Origin of the sequence: Myroides fluvii (assembly GCF_009792295.1) — a bacterium.
GTDB lineage: Bacteria > Bacteroidota > Bacteroidia > Flavobacteriales > Flavobacteriaceae > Flavobacterium > Flavobacterium fluvii_A.
Genome location: NZ_CP039934.1, coordinates 1800730 through 1820894, shown reverse-complemented (window position 1 = coordinate 1820894; position 20165 = coordinate 1800730). Strand labels below are relative to the sequence as shown.

At 36.7% G+C, this 20165-nt stretch carries 18 protein-coding genes; 10 read left to right on the top strand and 8 right to left on the bottom strand.

The genetic code is table 11. The features are described 5' to 3' along the window. Positions 1-41: 41 nt before the first annotated feature. On the bottom strand, positions 42-1661 hold the full coding sequence (pckA, locus tag FBR08_RS08275) for a phosphoenolpyruvate carboxykinase (ATP) (RefSeq protein ID WP_158962296.1): 1620 nt from the start codon (positions 1659-1661) through the stop codon (positions 42-44). Between the two features lie 67 nt (positions 1662-1728). Then, positions 1729-2127, bottom strand: coding sequence for a DUF423 domain-containing protein (locus tag FBR08_RS08270; RefSeq protein WP_158962295.1), 399 nt, complete (start codon positions 2125-2127; stop codon positions 1729-1731). Positions 2128-2543: 416 nt separating this feature from the next. On the opposite strand from FBR08_RS08270, the gene FBR08_RS08265 reads away from it, so the two are divergent. From FBR08_RS08265 to FBR08_RS08245, 5 genes are all read left to right on the top strand, one after another. Further along, positions 2544-3893, top strand: a complete 1350-nt coding sequence (locus FBR08_RS08265) for a saccharopine dehydrogenase family protein (protein WP_158962294.1) — start codon at positions 2544-2546, stop codon at positions 3891-3893. A gap of 125 nt (positions 3894-4018) precedes the next feature. Next, positions 4019-4717: a monofunctional biosynthetic peptidoglycan transglycosylase gene (gene mtgA / locus FBR08_RS08260; protein WP_158962293.1), complete on the top strand. Its 699-nt coding sequence runs from the start codon at positions 4019-4021 to the stop codon at positions 4715-4717. An 81-nt stretch (positions 4718-4798) separates the two neighbouring features. Beyond that, positions 4799-5263 carry a hypothetical protein gene (locus FBR08_RS08255; protein ID WP_158962292.1) on the top strand — a complete coding sequence of 155 codons (465 nt, stop codon included), beginning with the start codon at positions 4799-4801 and terminating at the stop codon, positions 5261-5263. A gap of 161 nt (positions 5264-5424) precedes the next feature. Continuing rightward, positions 5425-5898 carry a Dps family protein gene (locus FBR08_RS08250; RefSeq protein WP_158962291.1) on the top strand — a complete coding sequence of 158 codons (474 nt, stop codon included), beginning with the start codon at positions 5425-5427 and terminating at the stop codon, positions 5896-5898. Positions 5899-5990: 92 nt separating this feature from the next. Beyond that, on the top strand, positions 5991-6599 hold the full coding sequence (locus FBR08_RS08245) for a DUF1684 domain-containing protein (protein ID WP_233266295.1): 609 nt from the start codon (positions 5991-5993) through the stop codon (positions 6597-6599). Positions 6600-6645: 46 nt separating this feature from the next. Here FBR08_RS08245 and FBR08_RS08240 read toward each other — a convergent pair whose 3' ends face one another. From FBR08_RS08240 to FBR08_RS08220, 5 genes are all read right to left on the bottom strand, one after another. Then, positions 6646-8766, bottom strand: coding sequence for a prolyl oligopeptidase family serine peptidase (locus FBR08_RS08240; protein WP_158962290.1), 2121 nt, complete (start codon positions 8764-8766; stop codon positions 6646-6648). 112 nt (positions 8767-8878) lie between these two features. Continuing rightward, positions 8879-9400: a DUF4625 domain-containing protein gene (locus FBR08_RS08235; protein ID WP_158962289.1), complete on the bottom strand. Its 522-nt coding sequence runs from the start codon at positions 9398-9400 to the stop codon at positions 8879-8881. Positions 9401-9451: 51 nt separating this feature from the next. Further along, on the bottom strand, positions 9452-9775 hold the full coding sequence (locus FBR08_RS08230; RefSeq protein ID WP_158962288.1) for a hypothetical protein: 324 nt from the start codon (positions 9773-9775) through the stop codon (positions 9452-9454). Beyond that, positions 9775-12141, bottom strand: a complete 2367-nt coding sequence (locus FBR08_RS08225) for a TonB-dependent receptor (RefSeq protein ID WP_158962287.1) — start codon at positions 12139-12141, stop codon at positions 9775-9777. The genes FBR08_RS08230 and FBR08_RS08225 overlap by 1 nt, the downstream gene beginning before the upstream one ends. Before the next feature lie 66 nt (positions 12142-12207). Next, entirely contained in the window at positions 12208-12564 is a 357-nt protein-coding gene (locus FBR08_RS08220) for a DUF2946 family protein (RefSeq protein ID WP_158962286.1), read from the bottom strand. A gap of 542 nt (positions 12565-13106) precedes the next feature. Between FBR08_RS08220 and FBR08_RS08215 the strand changes: the two genes are divergently transcribed. The 5 genes from FBR08_RS08215 to FBR08_RS08195 all read left to right on the top strand — a co-directional run bounded on the left by FBR08_RS08215 (position 13107) and on the right by FBR08_RS08195 (position 19007). Beyond that, positions 13107-14300, top strand: a complete 1194-nt coding sequence (locus tag FBR08_RS08215; protein ID WP_158962285.1) for an aromatic amino acid transport family protein — start codon at positions 13107-13109, stop codon at positions 14298-14300. 34 nt (positions 14301-14334) lie between these two features. Next, positions 14335-15483 carry a BamA/TamA family outer membrane protein gene (locus FBR08_RS08210; protein WP_158962284.1) on the top strand — a complete coding sequence of 383 codons (1149 nt, stop codon included), beginning with the start codon at positions 14335-14337 and terminating at the stop codon, positions 15481-15483. 9 nt (positions 15484-15492) lie between these two features. After that, complete coding sequence (locus FBR08_RS08205) at positions 15493-17214, top strand: phosphoethanolamine transferase (protein WP_158962283.1); 1722 nt, start codon at positions 15493-15495, stop codon at positions 17212-17214. A gap of 4 nt (positions 17215-17218) precedes the next feature. After that, a complete protein-coding gene (locus tag FBR08_RS08200) occupies positions 17219-18184 on the top strand; it encodes a PCMD domain-containing protein (RefSeq protein WP_158962282.1) in 966 nt (321 codons plus the stop codon). A 439-nt stretch (positions 18185-18623) separates the two neighbouring features. Next, complete coding sequence (locus tag FBR08_RS08195) at positions 18624-19007, top strand: DUF805 domain-containing protein (protein ID WP_158962281.1); 384 nt, start codon at positions 18624-18626, stop codon at positions 19005-19007. 91 nt (positions 19008-19098) lie between these two features. On the opposite strand, the gene FBR08_RS08190 is transcribed toward FBR08_RS08195, so the two are convergent. Continuing rightward, positions 19099-19947, bottom strand: a complete 849-nt coding sequence (locus FBR08_RS08190; protein WP_233266291.1) for a hypothetical protein — start codon at positions 19945-19947, stop codon at positions 19099-19101. Between the last annotated feature and the right edge of the window lie 218 nt (positions 19948-20165).

Sequence of the window (20165 nt, the reverse complement as noted above, 5' to 3'; positions counted from 1 at the left end):
CTGATAACAAAAAAAGAGAGCTAAAAGCTCTCTTTTTTTTATTACAATTGTGGACCTGCTTCAACTAAAGCTTTTCCAGCGTCATTATTCGTGTATAAATTGAAGTTTTTGATGAATAAAGCAGCTAAATCTTTTGCTTTATCTTCCCATTCTTTTGCATCTCCGTAAGTATTACGAGGATCTAAGATATTAGTATCAACTCCTTCTAAAGCTGTTGGTACGACAAAATTGTAGATAGGAACAATGTTTGTCTCCGCATTCTCAATAGAACCATCTAAGATTCTGTCAATGATTGCACGTGTATCTTTAATAGAGATACGCTTTCCTGTACCATTCCATCCTGTATTTACCATATAGGCAGTAGCCTTGTGCTCCTCCATTTTCTTCACTAATTCCTCTCCATATTTTGTTGGGTGTAAAGACAAGAATGCTTTACCAAAACAAGCTGAGAAAGTAGGTTCTGGTTGAGTTACTCCTCTTTCAGTACCAGCTAATTTAGCGGTAAATCCAGATAAGAAGTAATATTTAGTTTGCTCTGGTGTCAATTTAGACACAGGAGGCATAACTCCAAAAGCATCTGCTGTTAAGAAGATTACTTTTGTTGCGTGACCCGCTTTAGAAACCGGCTTCACAATATTTTCAATGTGGTCAATTGGATAAGAAACACGTGTATTTTGTGTTACTGAACCATCATTAAAATCGATAACTCCATTCGCATCAACCGTAACGTTTTCCAATAAAGCGTCGCGGCGAATTGCACCGTAGATATCCGGTTCGTTTTCTTGACTTAAACTAATAGTCTTTGCATAACAACCTCCTTCGAAGTTGAATACTCCTTCATCATCCCATCCATGCTCATCATCTCCAATCAACTCGCGTTTTGGATCTGTCGACAATGTTGTTTTTCCAGTACCTGATAATCCAAAGAATACCGCCACATCGCCCTCTTTACCTTTGTTTGCAGAACAGTGCATCGATGCCATTCCCTTTAATGGTAAATAGTAATTCATCATCGAGAACAATCCTTTTTTCATCTCACCTCCGTACCAAGTACCTCCGATGATTTGAACTTTTTCCGTTAAGTTGAACGCGATATATACTTCTGAATTTAATCCGTATGCTTTGTAATCTTTAAATGTCGTTTTAGAACCATTCATTACTACGAAATCTGGCTCACCGAAGTTTGCTAATTCCTCTTCTGTAGGACGGATAAACATATTTTTTACAAAATGTGCTTGCCATGCTACTTCCATAATGAATCTCACTTTCAAACGCGTATTTTCATTCGCACCACAGAAAGCGTCAATAACATAAAGTTTTTTTCCTGACAACTCATTTACTGTAGTTGCTTTTAAAGCTTCCCACGTTTTTTGGTCAATTGGTTTATTGTCATTTGGCGATTCTGGAGAATTCCACCATACGGTATTCTCAGTAACTGAGTCTTTTACAATGTATTTATCCTTTGGAGAACGACCAGTGAACTCACCTGTCATAACATTTACAGCTCCTAATTCAGTTACTTGTCCTCTTTCAAAACCCTGTAGGTCAGACTTAATTTCTTCATTATACAAAAGATCGTAGGAAGGATTATATACAATCTCTACAACATCTTTAATACCATATTTTTCAAGTGAAATTGATTGCGTATTAGCCATTTTCATTATGTTATGTTGTCTTTTTAATTAATATGCAAACTTAGAAATAAATTTAATATAACGATACACAAAACTAGATTTTCGTGCTTTTTCCTGTTTTAAGGGTCTGAATTGCAGCATACACCCAAGCTATGATCATAAAAACGCCCCCAATTGGAGTAATTGGACCTAAGAATTTAACGTTAAATCCGGGCAACCCGTTGAACGTTAGTAGATAGATAGACCCTGAAAATAAGGTAACACCGATCAGTGTCAAGATAAATATCCTCTTTTTTACTGCGTCTGAGAAGAAAGAGGAAAGCCCAACAAACAAAAGAAAAAAGACGTGATACAGCTGATAACGAACCCCAACCTCATAAGAAGCTACGGCAGTTTCACTGACAATCTTTTTTAATCCGTGCGCTCCAAAAGCACCCAAAACAATACCTAAAGCACCTAATAATGTTGCCGTTACAATAATTTTACGTCCCATTTATTTTTCCTTCGAAGATACAAATTATCCATTAAACCCCCGAAACAAATACTCAAAATTTATTGTACACAACACATCCCGAGGCAGTTAGTTTATATTCTCCTTTTGAGATTTTTATATTGTTTTGCCTCTTTTTCTCCTCATCTTTTACTTTTTTATCAAACAACAGCAAATTCCAATCAATCTCTTCCTTTCTTTTTGTGATTTTACAAAAAGAAAAAAACGGTTATTCGCTGCTGTCTTTTTTAAATCTTCTCAAAAATTCGCCCGACTTCTAAGCCTTGACAAAACCAACGAACGCTCTTATTTGGTACGCATCGACAAAATTATAGCGAAACTTTTTTAGTAAATATTTTATCCCTCTCATTATATAATTCCTTACTTTCGTAACTCGTAAAACAACCAAAAACAAAATAATGAAAGAAATATTAATCGTAGGCGCTGGCCGTTCTGCCTCTTCACTTATTAAGTATTTACTTGAAAAATCTACGACAGAAAACCTTCATTTAACCATTTGCGATTTGTCTTTAGCTCTTGCAGAGAAAAAAGCAATGGGACATCCGAATGCTACGGCAAAGGAATTTGATTTATTTAATACGGAGCAAAGACAAGCTTTGGTTCAACAATCAGACATTGTTATATCCATGCTACCTGCAGCCTTACACATTGAATTGGCAAAAGATTGCGTGCGCTTCAAGAAACATTTAGCGACAGCTTCCTATATCAGTCCAGCAATGGCTGCTTTAGACGAAGAAGTAAAAGCAAACAACTTAGTGTTCATGAACGAAATTGGATTAGATCCAGGGATTGATCACATGAGTGCGATGAAAATTATTCACGAAGTAAAAGCAAAAGGAGGAAAAATAATTTCATTTGAATCTTTTTGTGGAGGACTAATGGCACCTGAATCAGACACTAACTTATGGAACTACAAATTTACGTGGAATCCGCGTAACGTAGTTTTAGCAGGACAAGGTGGTGCAGCTAAATTTATCCAAGAAGGACAATATAAATACATTCCGTACAACAAAGTATTCAGACGTACTGAATTTTTAAATGTAAAGGGATATGGCAAATTTGAAGCTTATGCGAACCGCGACTCTTTAAAATACCAAAGCGTTTACGGTCTAGACGACGCAAAAACAATCTTTAGAGGAACAATTCGCCGTGTAGGATATTCTAGAGCATGGAATTTATTTGTTGAATTGGGAATTACAGATGATACGTATGTAATTGACAACTCAGAAACCATGTCATACCGTGAATTCATCAACTTATATTTACCTTATCATCCAACAGATACGGTGGAAACAAAATTGAGATTGGCGTTGAACATCGATCAAGATGATATTGTATGGGAGAAACTATTGGAATTAGATCTATTCAACCCAGATAAAATCATTGGATTGAAAAATGCTACTCCAGCGCAGATTCTCGAAAAGATCTTAGCCGATAGCTGGACATTAGAACCAGAGGATAAAGACATGATTGTGATGTACCATAAAATTGGTTACGAATTAAACGGAGTGAAAAGACAAATTGACTCGACGATGATTTGTATCGGTGATGACCAAACATACACCGCAATGGCAAAAACAGTAGGTTTGCCATTGGCCATTGCAGCATTAAAAATCCTAAAAGGCATCATCAATACCCCAGGTGTACAAATGCCAATTGAAGAGGAAGTTTATGCTCCAATTCTAAAAGAACTAGAAGAAAACGGCATCGTTTTCGACGAAAAAGAAGTAGAATACCAAGGATTCTAATAAACGAAAAAGAAGCCGTCTCACAACTCGAGACGGTTTTTTTTTCTTGTATTTTTTTTAATTCTTCGAATTGGAATTCACAATATGTTAGTACATTTGCACTCGTTTTTATATGATATAAATCTATGGTTCGCAAACTTTTACGCTTTATTCTTAAGCTTGTGTTGTGGTTCTTTGCGCTAAGCATCTTTTCAGTTATCTTTTTTCGTTTTGTTCCTGTGCCTTATACGCCCTTGATGTTTATTCGATTGTACGAACAAAAGAAAGAAGGCAAATCTTTTACGATGAAACACGATTGGGTCTCCTTAGACCAAATCAGTCCAAATTTACAAAAGGCCGTTATTGTCAGTGAGGATGGACATTTTTTAAGTCACAATGGTTTTGATTTCAAGGCTATTGAAAAGGCGATGAAGAACAACGAGAAAGGCAAACGCATCAAAGGAGGGAGTACAATTTCGCAACAAACGGCAAAAAACGTTTTCTTATGGCCAGGTCGAAGTTATATTCGCAAGGGGTTCGAGGCTTATTTCACGGCATTAATTGAGTTGTTTTGGTCCAAAGAACGCATTTTAGAGGTCTACCTCAACAGTATTGAGATGGGAGACGGTGTATATGGAGCTGAAGCGGCAGCGCAGCATTGGTACAAAAAGAGTGCAGCCAAATTAACCGTGAATGAAGCGGCAGGATTAGCTGTAATCTTACCTAGCCCAAGACGATACAATCCAGTAAAATCAGGCCCCTATGTCAGTAAAAGAAAGCAAACGATTTCTCGTTACATCAAAGGCTACGGTCCATTAAATTTAACTAAAAATAAAAAGAAGTAAAAAACACTACTATTTTAGCTTAAAATTTTCATTTAAACTCAATTTTTCTTAACTTGTAGTCAAACTTAAATCATTTTTGTTATGAAAAAAATCGTATTATCGTTAGCTATTGGAGGATTACTTTTTGCTACTTCTTGTAAAGACAACAAATCAGAAGCAGTAGAATCAGATACTCCAGCAACAGAATTAACTGCAGCACAAACAGAGGCAGAAACAAAATTTGAAGAAGCGAAACAAGCTTTAGAAGCAGCAGTAAAAAGTGGAGACAAAGCAGCAGAAGAAGCAGCTAGAAAAACACTAGACGAAGCTCAAAAAGTATGGGAAGTAACTAAAAATAAAACAGAAGAAGTTGTAAATAAAGCAGAGGACAAAGCAGAAGAGTTAAAAAGTGATGCGGCAAAATCATTAGACGAGGCAAAAGACAAAGTCAACGAAATGAAAGATGAGGTGAAGGAGAAAGCAGATAAGGCAAAAGAAAATGTCAATGAAGCGGCAAAAGAGACTCAAAAAGGGTTAGAAAATGCTGCTGACAAATTAAAAAAATAATCGTGTAAAGGATCTGGAAACAGATCCTTTTTTCATTACCTCTGCTAAACAAAATTCAGATACTTACGCTAAAAGTGTCTATTTTATCTTTTATTTATCAAACTAAACCAGGATTAAATCCTATTTTTTTCGTAATTTGTAGACAAATAAAATCAAATACTATGAAAACAAACATTGGTTTAAAAGACGAGGTAAGACAACAAATCACAGATAAACTTGCCAAACTATTAGCAGATGAATTTGTGCTTTATACAAAAACGAGAAAAGCACACTATAACGTTGAGGGTATTGACTTTCATTCAATGCATCTATTTTTTCAAACCCAATATGAAGCAATTATATTAGATGTAGACGCTATAGCAGAAAGAATTCGCCATTTAGGACATTATGCCCCAAGTAGTTTAAAAGAATATTTAGCCTTGACTCAATTATCTGAATCAAGAGATAACGCGGGAAATGACAGTGCTTCATGGATTAAAGATTTATGTAAAGATCACGAAGCAATTATCCTCTACTTAAGAGAGCATATCGATTTAATTGACGATATGCATGATCAAGGTACAGCGGATTTCTTAACTGGCCTATTAGAAAAACACGAAGAAGCAGCTTGGATGCTACGCGCTCATATCAAGTAATTTTACTGTTCTTATTTATTATAGAGGTTTGTCTTTAAAAGGCAAACCTTTTTTGTTATTTTTACGGTCAACCCAGAACAATACAAAAAACAATGAAACGATTGATTATGCTTGGTGCTGTCCTATTGTTACAGTACGCTTGTACATCTTCTCCCCAAACAGAGACAGAAAAAGCACTTTTATTTCAAAAAAGCTTAAATAAAGAATTTGCAAATAAAGAGACAACTCCGTTAGTACCTGATGCCTTAAAAAAATTTGTAAGCTTAGATTTTTTTCCCGTTAACCAACGATTTATTATTGAAGCTCAGTTTACGCGTACACCAGACGAAGTGCCTTTTGAGATGCCTACAACTACGGAGCGCAAACCTATTTACGTCAAATACGGAGAGGCTTCGTTTTCACTAAACGGCAAACCACAAAAATTAGATTTATTTCAGGATGTTAACCTGCGAAATCAAGAGGAGTACAAGAAGCATTTATTCTTGCCTTTTACAGATTTAACTTCAGGAGTTAGCACTTATGGTGGGGGTAGATATATAGATTTAGAGATTCCAGAAGGAGAAACTATTATCTTGAATTTCAATCTGGCCTATAATCCATACTGTGTGTATAATCCGAAATTTTCTTGTCCAATTCCGCCTCCACAGAACGACATTAATGCAGAAATTAATGCAGGGATTAAGGATTACAAATACGAATAATAAAAAAACCTCAATCGATGATTGAGGTTTTTTTATTATCAGAAAATTACTTTAATTTCTTTACACCCATACTGTAAAGTGTGAATGCTTGTAAGTCAACGTGCTCTTGAATTTGTTGAGCAATTGATTTTCCAGCACCATGTCCTGCATTCGTTTCAATGCGGATTAACATTGGATTATTACCGTTGTTTTTTGCTTGTAATTCTGCTGCAAACTTAAAACTGTGTGCCGGTACAACGCGGTCATCGTGATCCCCTGTTGTTACCATTGTTGCAGGATAAGCTTCTGCTTTCACATTATGTAATGGAGAATATCCTTTTAGGTATTCAAACATCTCTTTACTGTCTTCTGCAGTTCCATAGTCATATGCCCATCCAGCTCCTGCTGTAAAAGTATGGTAACGCAACATATCTAAGACCCCTACTGCAGGTAAAGCTACCTTCATTAAGTCAGGACGTTGCGTCATTGTTGCTCCAACTAATAATCCTCCATTTGATCCTCCTTTAATTGCTAAGAAGTCAGATGAAGTATATTTATTGTCAATCAAGTATTGAGCTGCTGCGATAAAATCATCAAATACATTTTGCTTTTGCATTTTTGTTCCAGCTACGTGCCAAGCTTTTCCATACTCACCACCACCTCTTAAGTTTGGAACAGCATATACTCCTCCGTTTTCTAACCAAATTGCATTAGCAATACTGAAAGAAGGCGTCAAGCTAACATTAAATCCTCCGTATGCATATAACATCGTAGGGTTTTTTCCGTTTAGCTCTATACCTTTTTTATACGTAATAATCATCGGTACTTTTGTTCCATCTTTCGACGTATAGAACACTTGTTTTGATTCATATTGGGCAGCATCAAATTTTACTTTCGGTTGCTCATATACCTTTGAAGCACCTCCTTGTACATCTAACGCATAGATTGTTCCAGGTGTGATGTAGTTAGTAAACGAAAAATACAACGTTGCATCCTCTTTCTTACCACTAAATCCGCTTGCTGTTCCGATACCAGGTAATTCGATTGTACGAACTTCTTTACCTGTGTAATCGTATTGTTTCACCATAGAAACCGCATCTTTTAAATAGCTTGCAAAAATATACCCTCCTCCTTTTGTCGGTGACAATACATTTTCTGTTTCTGCGATGAAATCAGCCCAATTTGCTTGTTGGGGTTTTGTTGCATCTACAGTTACTACACGTGAATTAGGTGCTTTAAAATCCGTTACGATATACAATTTACCGTCTTTGCTGTCTAACACGCCATTGCTGCTGTCAAAATTGCTTACCATGGTTACGATTGGACTATTTACTTTCGTCAAATCTTTGATGTACAATTCATTACCATAGGTTGAATTAGCAGCTGTAATCACTAAATATTGATTATCTCCTGTTACGTATCCTCCTACATATCTTCTCTTTTGGTCTTTACCGAAGATAAGTGCATCCTCTTTTTGAGCTGTTCCTAACTTATGGTAGTATAATTTGTGTTGATCTGTTTTGGCAGATAACTCACTTCCTTGTGGTTTGTCGTAGCTTGAATAGTAGAATCCTTCATTTTTAAACCAAGAAACTCCACTAAATTTAACATCTACTAAAGTATCACCAATTACTTCTTTGGTTTCTGTATCAATCACAATTACTTTTCTCCAGTCACTTCCTCCTTCAGAAATAGCGTAAGCTGCTTTGCTTCCATCTTCTGAAAAATCAATGCTACCTAAAGAGGTTGTTCCGTCTGTAGAGAATTTGTTTGGATCTAAGAATACTTCCTCTTTTCCAGCGTCATCTTTACGATATATGATCGATTGATTTTGCAATCCGTCATTTTTGAAAAAATACGTGTACTTTCCTTCTTTAAATGGAGCTCCAATTTTCTCGTAATTCCATGCTTCTTCCATTTGTTTTTTCAATTGATCTCTAAATGGAATTTGAGCTAAGTAACCTGAAGTCACTTCATTCTGGGCTTTTACCCAAGCTGCAGTCTCTTCGGAACGGTCATCTTCTAACCAACGGTAAGGGTCAGCTACTTCAACCTCGAAGTATGTATCAACTACATCTCCTTTTTTCGTTTCAGGATATTGAATATCCGCTACCTGTTCCTTTGCTCCTTCATTTTTACATGAAATAATCAAAGTTGCTACAAGAAGTGTCATAAACGATTTTCTCATAATAAATAATTCTATTTTAAAATTTCTGTGAAAGTAAATATATTAATAATAAATGCAAAAGCAAGGCATTACACCTTGCTTTCTACAAATATAAACCAATTAAGGCGGCTACTTAATGTGCGTGATTGTGATCATCGTGATCGTGGTCATGGTCTCCTCCATCTCCTTCTCCACTTGGTACGATTTCAATATTTCTAAATACCATGGTTTGGTTTCCCGCTTTATCTAACACCTTTACTACAAAATGGTATTTTCCGGGTGTTGCATTTGCAGCAATTACAATTTCATGATGGTGAATTTGATCATTTTTCACACCACCTAAATCCCATGTATTATTATAGGCAAAAGGTTTGGTTTCGACAACCGCCAGTAAGGCATGCGTGTGATTTTCACCGGAATGGTCATGTCCGTTAAAATTATTGTGGATATCCACATTATACGACCCTAAACCTTCATTATCGGAAACAATCATATCAAAATGAATATCCTTCCCTGCTTCTAATCTAGCATTATCTTTCGGTGCTACTAAATCAACAACTGGCTTTTGTGTATCTGTGTTATCATCACTTGAACATGAAGTGAAGGCGAATAGACTTACGATTGAAACGATCGCTAAATATTGTATTTTTTTCATTGTTTTAAAATTTAAATGTTATTGTTGTGGCTGTTGTGTTGTTGTTATTCTTTACGCCAACGGAGGTCCTCGATTAAAATAAAAGAGCGTTACTCGTTGTTCAACAATTTCACTCGTTGTTAAAACAGTGCTGTTATATACTACTAGGGGGACAATTTCAAGACACAAGCAAGGCACTTCAATTGCGGGATGAATCTTGAAAAGGTATTGATCACAATAGTGTACTTTACCTCCCTCGACCCATTCCAACTCGTGGCTTCGCTTTCCAAATTCATGTTCAATGACAACATAGTGCAGTAAGTTGCTAATCAGCGGAATAAAGAATACAACCACTAAACCAATATACTTACTAACACTGCTGTTAGTTTGCTTCATTAAAACGGTATTTGAATCATTAATTGAATAGATCTACCTAATTCTGGGATACCCAATGGTCGATAAAAACTCATATGGTTCAATATTTTTGTATCAAAAATATTGGTTGCTGTCAGACTTGTTTTAGCAGCTACCTTTCCCAATTGAATCGTTGAGGAAAGTCCAAATCCATAGCTTTGTGAGCTTGGGGTGATCTCTTCTCCTTGGGCGATTCGCTTTTGTTCCGCATACCATTTTCCGTTGACAAACACTTCGGGTTGTTTAAACACCTTCCAATCCTCTAGGGTATAACTCACCTGACCAAAGAAATTAGCTGGTGTTGAAAAAGGCAAAGGATAATTTCCCTTTTTGCCATTATCTACTTGTTTGTTGTAAATAAACTCAAACACTCCTTCTATTGTCAATCGATCCCAAAGGCGTTGCTCTGCTTTCCACTCAAATCCTGTAATTAAGGCTTTGGATTGTGTGTATTCATAAATTTGCCCACTATCGGGTAAGATGGAAAACGTTCCACTTGGCTTTAAGAAAATATAATTGGTAAAGTAATACGCATAGGGACTGATGGTCGTACTAAAGGTAGACGTCTCATAGGTTACTCTAAAATCTAGGGCTATTCCCTTTTCAGGATCTAAATCTGGATTTCCCTTTTCATGGCGAAATGCTCCGTGATGTACCCCATTAGACGCTAACTCAATTGCCGTAGGAAAACGGAAGTTCGTTCCTATTGTAGCACCGATATTCACGCGTTCTGACCAATCGTATTTAGCTCCAATCATCGCATTAAAACTGCTAAAATCGCGATCCTGTTTCACGCTGCGTTGGGCGTAATTTGTTGCTATATCAACGGATTGTCCTTTGTCGATTAAATAATCATAGAGGATTCCATCGTAAAAAGGTTTGACGTGAATACTGGCGTAATCTGCACGTACTCCAGCCTCCCAAGTAAGGCGTTCATTGACAAAATACTCATACATTCCAAAAGCACCTACTCCCATTTTATTGAACTTCGGCAATAAAAAACCATAACCTCCAATGGTATTATTCTGGTAATTCTGTTGCAATCCAACCGTTACTTTATGATCATTGCTAAATAAGTGCTCGTATTTTACAGCGGCATCAAACGTATTCAGTACAAATTCCAATTCCAAATTTGGATTATTTACAGGTGGTGTTTGATTGGAAAAATGAGAATGAAACAAGCTGTTCTCTTGTCTTTTATTATTCTGAAAGGCCAATAAAACACTGAGTTTTTGGTTGGCATTCCATTCCCATGTTGCCGTATTGGTAAGCTTAAAGTGATTCACGGACTGATTGGGCAATTCTACATTTCTGTGATTGCCATCATCTTGCACTGTAGCAATATTGGGAATTCCGTGAGCTCCGGGAAAGAAACCACTTTTATCGTATACATTACTGATACTCAAGATATTTTTAAACTTGGCATCCACATAACCTATCTGTCCGTAAAGGGCTACATTATTTCCGGCTGTATTTTTCATGCGACCTCCTTCAATGGGAATGATTGTATTGAGGTAGTCAATTTGTTTAATAGGCACACGATAATCGGCGTAATCCTGACCTGTAACTTTTAATTTATAAAAGAAGCGCTCTCCTCTTTGTTTGATTTGAACGGAGGCTCCGATTGCATCATTCACTGATTTTCCATATACAAGGGCCTTTCCGTCAAATGAATGTACTTGAGGTACTTTTTCATTGTTGATTTTGATGACTCCACCAATAGCATCGCTTCCATATTCGATCGCACCAACGCCTTTGATAACTTCCACTTCTTCTGTACTAAAAGCGTCAATTTCTAAACCGTGATCAGCACCCCACTGTTGTCCTTCTTGTTTGGCACCATTTTCTGCTACGGCTACTCGATTAAAGCCCAACCCGCGAATAACGGGTTTAGAGGCACCAGCACCAATGTCCATTGCATTTACTCCTGCTACAGATTCGAGTGTTTTGGCTAAAGAACCTGCAAATTTATCTACTAAGTGCTGATTACTTACTTTGTCTACGTGTTGCACGCTGTGTTTCGCCTGACTAGAAACCACAACCTGATCCAATAGGGTTGAACTAGCTTTGAGGTGTAGGTCTAATTCTTGATCCGCCTGTAAGTTTACTGTTTGTGTAAGTGTTTCATATCCCAAAAATGAAACGACCAACTGATAGGTGCCCTTTTCAAGGGGTTTGGCTTGAAATCTCCCTTTTAAATCTGTCATAAAAGCCTGATTTCCAACCGTAATTGTTGCGCCAATTAAGGCTTCTCCATGATAATCTGACACTCTTCCTTTGAGGGTAAAATCTTGTGCAAGCACACCAAAAGAGCACAACAGAATCATCCATATACATAGATTTCTCATTGTTTCTTGTCTGTTTTAATTAATAAAATAACCATCAGACCTAGCTTGTCTGACAAAAACTAATAATTAAACCAATACTGGAGGGGCGCGAAGGGAATAGTAAACGTGAGATAAGGGCGTAAACAATAATGTCGCCTCATCTTGCACTTCTTGAATGAGTTGATAAGTAACCGCTTGCCATTCAAATTGAACAGGCTCTAATCCTGAAGTAGGAATGAAATCACAAGCAAAACAGTGGTCTATATGACTGTGGTCTTCGGTAAGCTGAGCGCCTCCATGATCACTTCGTTCTTCTGTGTAATGTGCATGCGTGCGATGCTCGTGTTCATAAGCAACTGCAGTAGAAATATGTTGATAGCTATGTACCAATTGGAATACGGTGGTAAACAAAAAGGCTACCACTAACAATACTCTCGCTATCATTTTTTTTCTACTCATACGGGACAAATATAGTACAGAATATTTAGTTAGCGCTTTTTTTGTGTTTTTTTTATTGCTTGATTCATTGGTTTACCTTCTTTAGCAACCATCTTTTATTCAACAATCTAGTCCCCTTCCTTATCCATTACGTTTATCGCTGTTAATTTTATCAAATCTGCTCTTTTGTATTTGAATACCGGATTACCTCTAAGCATTCGCTAACTATTTATTCCTTTTAAACCGACACTGGTAAAATATAGCTTTTTAAATTTAGTCTATCTAGTTGACAAAAAAACACCTCTTAAAAATCCAAAAGGACAACACTTTGTGCCCAAAAAAAATTAAATAGCACATTATCCTCAAAATAAATCCGCTATCACAAAATACAAAACAAGAAACTCTTTTTTAAAAAGAAGATTCTTCAACTAATTAAATGTCGTATTTTTAACAATTAACGCATTTTTACAAAACAAAATTATCTTAACATTAAAATAATAAGCCCAAAAGCTTTTTTATCTTTGTGTTTCGTCTAAATTTTAAACGTAATGAACAGTAAATTGCTCGGTAGCATCTTAATTATTGCAGGCTCTTGTATTGGAGGAGGAATGCTTGCTATGCCCATAACCTCTGCAGGTGTAGGGTTTTGGGGAACCACTTTGTTGCTGTTTATCATTTGGTTTGCCATGTGTTATACCGCTTTACTCCTGGTTCGAATCTACGACTACAATACCTCAACAGATGGTTTTAATACATTAACAAAAAAGTATGCGGGCTCATTCATCAACAAACTAGCAGGCTTTAGTCTGATGTTTTTAATCTACGGACTAACTGCAGCATATATGTCAGGAGGGGGGACGATCCTAAAAACAACTATTGATTTATTGTTTGATACTCATATGGATACACGTATCGCTATTCTATTCTTTTCTCTACTATTTGGGGGGATTGTTGTCATAGGAACGCAATGGGTGGATTGGTTGACACGCGGGTTATTTATGGCTAAGCTCATTTTCTTAGTCTTACTCGTTGCTCTATTGTTTCCTTTTATTAAACAAGCAAATTTATTGCATGCTCCCTTATCTATAGGTGTCACAGTAACTGCTATTCCAGCTATTTTTACTTCTTTTGGATTTCACGGCAGTATTCCAAGTATTGTTCACTACCTAGATGGAAATAAAAAACAGCTGAATCGCGCTTTTATTTTGGGGAGTATACTACCGCTCATCATCTATCTTATTTGGCAAATTGTCGTACTAGGCAGTATGGATCAGACGCGATTCATGCAAATTCTAAATGCAAATTCTGAACTAAGAGGACTCATTTTGAGCGTTCGAGAAATGACGCATTCTGCCCATATTGAAACCTTGTTTAGTTTGTTTGCCGCTACCGCTTTGGGGACTTCCTTTTTAGGAGTAAGCATCGGTCTATTTGATTACTACAAAGATGTGCTAAAGCCCAAAACAAAGGGAATTGTAACCACAAGCACCGCAGGATTACTAACGTTTATCCCTCCTTTGTTATTTGCTCTTTTTTATCCAGAGGGGTTCATTCTTGCTCTAGGTTATGCGGCAATTGCCGGGGTAATCTTAGCTTTGTTCATTCCTCAGTATCTATATATTAAAGCGATGAATTACCACAAACAAAAGATTAGCTTATTGCAAATGACTTTAATTACGCTCATTTTTATCCTTGCGGTAGTTATTATCTACGCACAGATTAGCATCGCTTTAGCCCAATAAAACAAAAACATAATACAAACACCTTACATCCATCATGAGAAACATAAACTATATCGTTTTCTTGTTGATTTTATTTAGCAGTTTAGGTGCTAAAGCGCAAATAGCACTAGATAAAGAAAAAGATACGCTGGAAAAGAAGAAGTTTTTTGAGCGGATTATTCACTATTTTGAAGAAGCAAAAAAAGATAAATCTCAAAGTAAATTTGATATTTCTTTTATTGGAGGTCCAAGTTATTCTGTGGATACAAAATTAGGGTTAGGACTTGTTGCTTCTGGCTTATATCGCCTTGACCAAGAAAATATGGAACTTTCGCCCTCTAACGTTTCTATTTATTCTAATATTACCACCAGTGGTTTCTTCGCTATTGGCATTGAAAATAGCACCATCTTTCCAGAAGATAAATTTCGTATTAATTCGGATATGTCTTTCACCTATATGCCGAGTAAATACTATGGTGTTGGATATGATGCAGGTGCTTCGGGGGAATACTCCAAGTACAATGAATATCGCTTATCTGTAAAGGCAGACTTCTTAGCGGAAGTCATCAATAATGGGTATGTCGGACTTACCTTCGCGGCACAAAATGTAAGGGGAAGTGATTTTGAAAAAATCGACTTTGAGCCAAAAGAAAATCTAACGACAACTCTTGTTGGCGGTGGATTTATCTTCTCCTATGACACGCGTGATTTTATTCCTAACCCAAGCAAAGGTATTTTCTTACAATATCAACAAACGTTTTACTCCAGAACCCTAGGTAGCAATATTCACTTTAGTCGTATTGAAACTAGTGCACGTTATTTTCAGCGATTAGCACCTAAGACCATTTTAGCTTTTGATGCGAACGGAATATTCAACAATGGAAATATTCCGTGGAATATGATGGCACAATTAGGAGGTGCCCGACAAATGCGAGGGTATCTCTCTGGGCAATACCGCGATCGAAAGGAGTTGAATACTCAGGTTGAGCTCCGCCAAAATATATACAACCGTCACGGATTAGTCGTTTGGAGAGGAATGGGTACCGTTTTCGACAAATTTAAAGCTGTTACCTGGACAGAAACCCTACCTACTTATGGTATTGGCTATCGCTGGGAATTTAAAAACCGAGTGAATATCCGTTTCGATTATGGGATTGCAAAGGGACAAAGTGGTTTTTATTTTAATATAAACGAAGCATTCTAAGACTATTTTATGCCTGAAACAAAACAAAGAAAAAGTCTATTAGGTAGACTGAGTGCAAATGCTGTGGCTCTATTTTATATTTACCTAGCTGTTAATATGGTGCCCTCAATTTATTTTGCGTTATTCCAACCCTTGAATTTTTCGGGCAAAGCAACTGTATGCTTACTTCCTTTAAGTATATATATTCTCGTGTTTTCGCTATTTAAAAATATGGGACGCACACAGATTCTCTTGTTTCCTGTATTGTTTATACACGCCTTTCAGATTGTATTATTCTATTTGTTTGGGGAGGATGTGATTGCCGTAGATATGTATTTAAACGTAGCCACAACGAATACCTCCGAAATTACAGAGCTATTGGGAAGTTTACTTCCATCCATTGCCTTTGTGTGCATCTTGTATATTCCCACTATCATTTGGGCCATCTTGCAGTGGAAAAGAAAAATATACGCACCTAAAATCTTTCGCCATAAAGCATTCATCACAGGAGCAGTGCTCTTACTTGTGTCATTGCTCGTGTCTTTAGGAGCAATAAACAACAACCGCAATGCCTTTGCTTTTACTGTTGATGTATATCCCATCAATGCATATTACAATTTAAACTTTGCAGTAAACAAATGGAAAAAGGTACAGGCCTATCCTGAAACCTCCAAAGATTTTACTTTTCAAAGTACCTTAACTCAAAAAGAAGATCAACGAAAGATATTCGTCTTGATTGTAGGGGAAACGAGTCGAGCACACAATTGGCAGATCTATGGATATGATCGCCCAACAAATCCACTGCTATCTCAAGAATCTCATGCCGTTTTTTATCGCGATGCGCTAACGCAATCCAATACGACACACAAAAGCGTATCCATGATATTATCCGATGTCAATGCGACCAATTACGAAGATATTTACCAGCGAAAAGGAATTGCACATGCGTTTAAAGAGGCTGGATTTACGACAATTTGTTTGTCAAACCAATCCGAAAACAACTCCTTCATTGAGTATTTTACCAAAGAGGCAGATATTTACCAGACAATCCGAACTACAGATCCCAAAACGCGTCTGACGGTCAATCGTCCTGATGAGGATTTAATTCCAATCATGGTAAACTTAATTGAGAAAACGACAGGAAATCTGTTTGTTATTTTACATAGTTATGGTTCTCACTTTAATTACAAAGAGCGATATCCTATGCCGTATCAAAGGTTTACACCGGACAATCTGACTGCGGTAAGTCGCACCCAAAAGGAACAATTGGTCAACACCTATGACAATAGTATTTTGTATACCGATTACTTTTTGGCTTCTACGCTACAAGCGCTGCAACAATTAGAAACTCCCGCTATGGTATTGTACACTTCGGATCACGGGGAAGATTTATTTGACGATGATCGCGGATTATTCTTGCACTCCTCTCCAACACCGTCCTACTATCAATTGCACATTCCCTTTTTCATGTGGTTTTCGGACTCTTATATTGCGGGGCATCCACAACACTATCAACTGGCTCAAAAACACGAGACAGCCCCCATTAGTACACATGTAATTTTCCACACCTTATTGGATGCGGCTTCGATACAAACTCCCGCGCTCAAACCTAAGTTTTCGCTGGTCAATTCACGGTTTGAACCAATGCCTCGCCTGTATTTAAATGATCACGATTTGGCAGTTCCCTATCAACAGATGAATTTAAAAGAGGAAGACTTTGAACAAATTAAAAAACTGAACTTAAAAAAATAAAGATATGAAGACTTATTTGCGCATGATTCCTCTACTAGTTGGCCTTTTGTTATCCACGAGTCTTTGGGCACAAAAAGAGCGCTTTGAACTATTGCCTTTTGGCAACATGAACCAATGGCAAGTTCGAGAAATTAAAGAGTCCCTTTTAATTGGGGGAAATACCCGTTATCTCTATTCGATTAACGATACCAAAGACACGCTAAAAGACAATACCCCATACAAGAATACGCGATCCCCTTGGGCTACCTCTTCTGTATTAGCGGTAGTCAGTGGAATCACCAAGGGAAGTGTTACGGTTTTTCTTGAAAAAAGAGCCAATGGCTATGCGGCTCGTTTGGAAACAAAAATTGAGCGCGTCAAAGTATTAGGGGTAATCAACATCAATGTTTTGGCCAGTGGAACTATTTTCCTCGGTGAGATGATAGAGCCAATTACGGACACAAAAAATCCACAGCGTAAACTTGTAACGGGAATTCCCTTTACTAAAAAGCCTAAAGCGCTTCAATTTGATTACAAGGTAACGACAGGTGGTACATCCAGTCGAGTAAATGGTATGGGAAAAGGAACGGTATTAAGCCAAAACGACAAGGCCGAAATTCGCATTCTCCTGCAAAACAGATGGGAAGATAAAGAAGGTAATGTCCATGCGAAGCGCGTGGGAACAGCTTGGCTCAATTTAACGTCAACAGAAAAAGAGTGGAAAAACAACTTTCAACTTAAAATCAACTATGGCGATATTAGAAATCAAGCCATTTACCAAAAAGAAATGGCCCTTCGCACGGGGGAGTTTACGGACTATACGCGTAATAGTAAAGGAAAAATGACTCCTATCATTGAAGAAGGTTGGGGAACAGCAAGTGATCCTGTAACCCATCTTATTGTACAATTCTCTTCTAGCAACGGCGGCGCTTATATTGGCAATGAAAACAGCCGATTATGGATTGACAATGTGGGTATGGTGTATGAATAAAATGGAAAGAGGAAATCGGAGCGTAGCGTAAATCGAAACGTAGCGTAAATCGAAACGTAGTGAAAATCGAAACGTAGTGAAGATTCATCGAACACCAAAATAAATATAAAATAGGTGAGATATATTCATCAAATTCCAAAATAAAATATAATCCTAATGAGTTAGAGAAGAGAGAAGTGAATTTTCTAACTAAAGAATGTATTCTCTTTTAATTGAAAAAAACTTTTTTTGTGTTTCTGCTTTTTGTAATGTGATGAACGCATGAACTGTCAACTTCTTTTAATTAAAGAACGGTTTTACTTACCTGAAAATTTCAACTGTTTGCTGTTACTCATTCACCGTAAACTATCTCCCTATTTATAGTGAACTTTCTGCTCTTTTTAAGATGGTTTGAAGAAAGAATTTTACATTCGTTCTCTGAAAACATAAAAAAAGAAAGATGGAACTGAATTTTACTACTTTAAAAGAAAACTTTATCAATATTTTAAAAAATCATTATACTGATTTCAACGGACGAGTAAGACGTAAAGAATACTGGTCGTTTACCTTAGTAAGTGTAATTATCTCTATTGTTTTAGGAATTGTTGATTCCATACTGAATAAAATGGGAATTGGGTTTACAGGTTACATTTACAGTTTAGCGGTTTTATTACCTTCATTAGGACTTTTAGCACGTCGTTTACACGACACTGGAAAAAGTGGCTGGTTGATGTTGTTAATATTAACTGGAATTGGTACTTTGGTTTTACTTTATTTCGCTTGCATTGAAGGGACAGCTGGATCAAACGAATATGGTGCAGATCCTAAAGCTGGGGAAAGATAGTTAATGGTTTGATTGGCATTCTACTTTAGAATTGAATTTTATAGTAATGAAAAAAGAACCGTCTCGTGTTATGAGACGGTTCTTTTGTTTTTTATTTTTCACGTTCAAACTTAAGCCTAGCACCATCAGATACGACAAGAGATAAAGCATCTTGATTAACTCCCATTAAATAACCTCCCAAGCCATCTATTACTACTATTTCTTGTTCTTCCCATTCAAAATCATATTGATAACCATAATCTGAAACTCTCGATTGTATAAAACGATCAAATGCGCCATCTTTTGAAACTGAATGATTCGTTACAAACAGTTTGTCATAAGAGTTAAATTCGTACAATACCTCTTCTTCATCAGTAAGCACCCTTTTTCTCCCCATAAAATCCCCCATTTCTTTTAAACGCCAGGTACCCAAGAGTAATTTTTTACTTTCTTCTGAAATTTTCGGATAGGTTACTCCTTTTTGCATTTTTTCGAATACAAGTATTTCTCCTGCATAATGCGTTAAGATCAATTTATTTTGTGTCACTTCAAGATCAAATTGAAGATTCGGATTACCCTCATACATGGATTCAAAATGCAATCGCTCTTTTTTAGCGACTGTTTCATCCCAACTTTTCACGTACGCAAAGGTGTATTCCATCGTTCCATTTTCAGTCAAGTAATAGGAATTACTAGCGGATCCAATCGGTTTCTTTGACTCATTTGCAATTATCACCTTTCCATCTGTCGTAAAAGTGTATCGAACAAAGAGACCTTTTGCAGTCAAGTCGATCTTGTCACCTTCCGTATTGGAATAGTCACTCAATCGCCAATTGCCTAATAATAATTCTTTTTCTTCTTTAGTTATTTGAGTGTAAGAAGGGATTGCTGTGTCGTCTGTGTTACAAGCAAGAGCAACAACACATAACATCATAAAATAAAAAGATCTAATTAAGTTCATTAGGCTAAGTATATTTGTTAGTAAATTTTAACAAAAATAAACAATAAACATTATAACACACGAAAAACAACTCACCAATCTGTGTGAAAAAACAAAAAATTCAATTACTTATTTGTATTTTTGAAGCATTAAAATTAAACAATTCTAAAAAGATCGTTATTCCTTTCTGTATAGAATCTCAATAATTCTTATTAAAATCTTATACTCAATTGTGAATT

Coding starts and splice junctions, on each gene's coding strand:
- FBR08_RS08210 (WP_158962284.1), top strand. CDS start 14,335: ATGAGAAACATAAACTATATCGTTTTCTTGTTGATTTTATTTAGCAGT.
- FBR08_RS08235 (WP_158962289.1), bottom strand. CDS start 9,400: ATGAAAAAAATACAATATTTAGCGATCGTTTCAATCGTAAGTCTATTC.
- FBR08_RS08255 (WP_158962292.1), top strand. CDS start 4,799: ATGAAAAAAATCGTATTATCGTTAGCTATTGGAGGATTACTTTTTGCT.
- FBR08_RS08240 (WP_158962290.1), bottom strand. CDS start 8,766: ATGAGAAAATCGTTTATGACACTTCTTGTAGCAACTTTGATTATTTCA.
- FBR08_RS08270 (WP_158962295.1), bottom strand. CDS start 2,127: ATGGGACGTAAAATTATTGTAACGGCAACATTATTAGGTGCTTTAGGT.
- FBR08_RS08250 (WP_158962291.1), top strand. CDS start 5,425: ATGAAAACAAACATTGGTTTAAAAGACGAGGTAAGACAACAAATCACA.
- FBR08_RS08245 (WP_233266295.1), top strand. CDS start 5,991: ATGAAACGATTGATTATGCTTGGTGCTGTCCTATTGTTACAGTACGCT.
- FBR08_RS08190 (WP_233266291.1), bottom strand. CDS start 19,947: ATGAACTTAATTAGATCTTTTTATTTTATGATGTTATGTGTTGTTGCT.
- FBR08_RS08220 (WP_158962286.1), bottom strand. CDS start 12,564: ATGATAGCGAGAGTATTGTTAGTGGTAGCCTTTTTGTTTACCACCGTA.
- FBR08_RS08215 (WP_158962285.1), top strand. CDS start 13,107: ATGAACAGTAAATTGCTCGGTAGCATCTTAATTATTGCAGGCTCTTGT.
- mtgA (WP_158962293.1), top strand. CDS start 4,019: ATGGTTCGCAAACTTTTACGCTTTATTCTTAAGCTTGTGTTGTGGTTC.
- FBR08_RS08225 (WP_158962287.1), bottom strand. CDS start 12,141: ATGAGAAATCTATGTATATGGATGATTCTGTTGTGCTCTTTTGGTGTG.
- FBR08_RS08265 (WP_158962294.1), top strand. CDS start 2,544: ATGAAAGAAATATTAATCGTAGGCGCTGGCCGTTCTGCCTCTTCACTT.
- FBR08_RS08195 (WP_158962281.1), top strand. CDS start 18,624: ATGGAACTGAATTTTACTACTTTAAAAGAAAACTTTATCAATATTTTA.
- FBR08_RS08230 (WP_158962288.1), bottom strand. CDS start 9,775: ATGAAGCAAACTAACAGCAGTGTTAGTAAGTATATTGGTTTAGTGGTT.
- pckA (WP_158962296.1), bottom strand. CDS start 1,661: ATGAAAATGGCTAATACGCAATCAATTTCACTTGAAAAATATGGTATT.
- FBR08_RS08205 (WP_158962283.1), top strand. CDS start 15,493: ATGCCTGAAACAAAACAAAGAAAAAGTCTATTAGGTAGACTGAGTGCA.
- FBR08_RS08200 (WP_158962282.1), top strand. CDS start 17,219: ATGAAGACTTATTTGCGCATGATTCCTCTACTAGTTGGCCTTTTGTTA.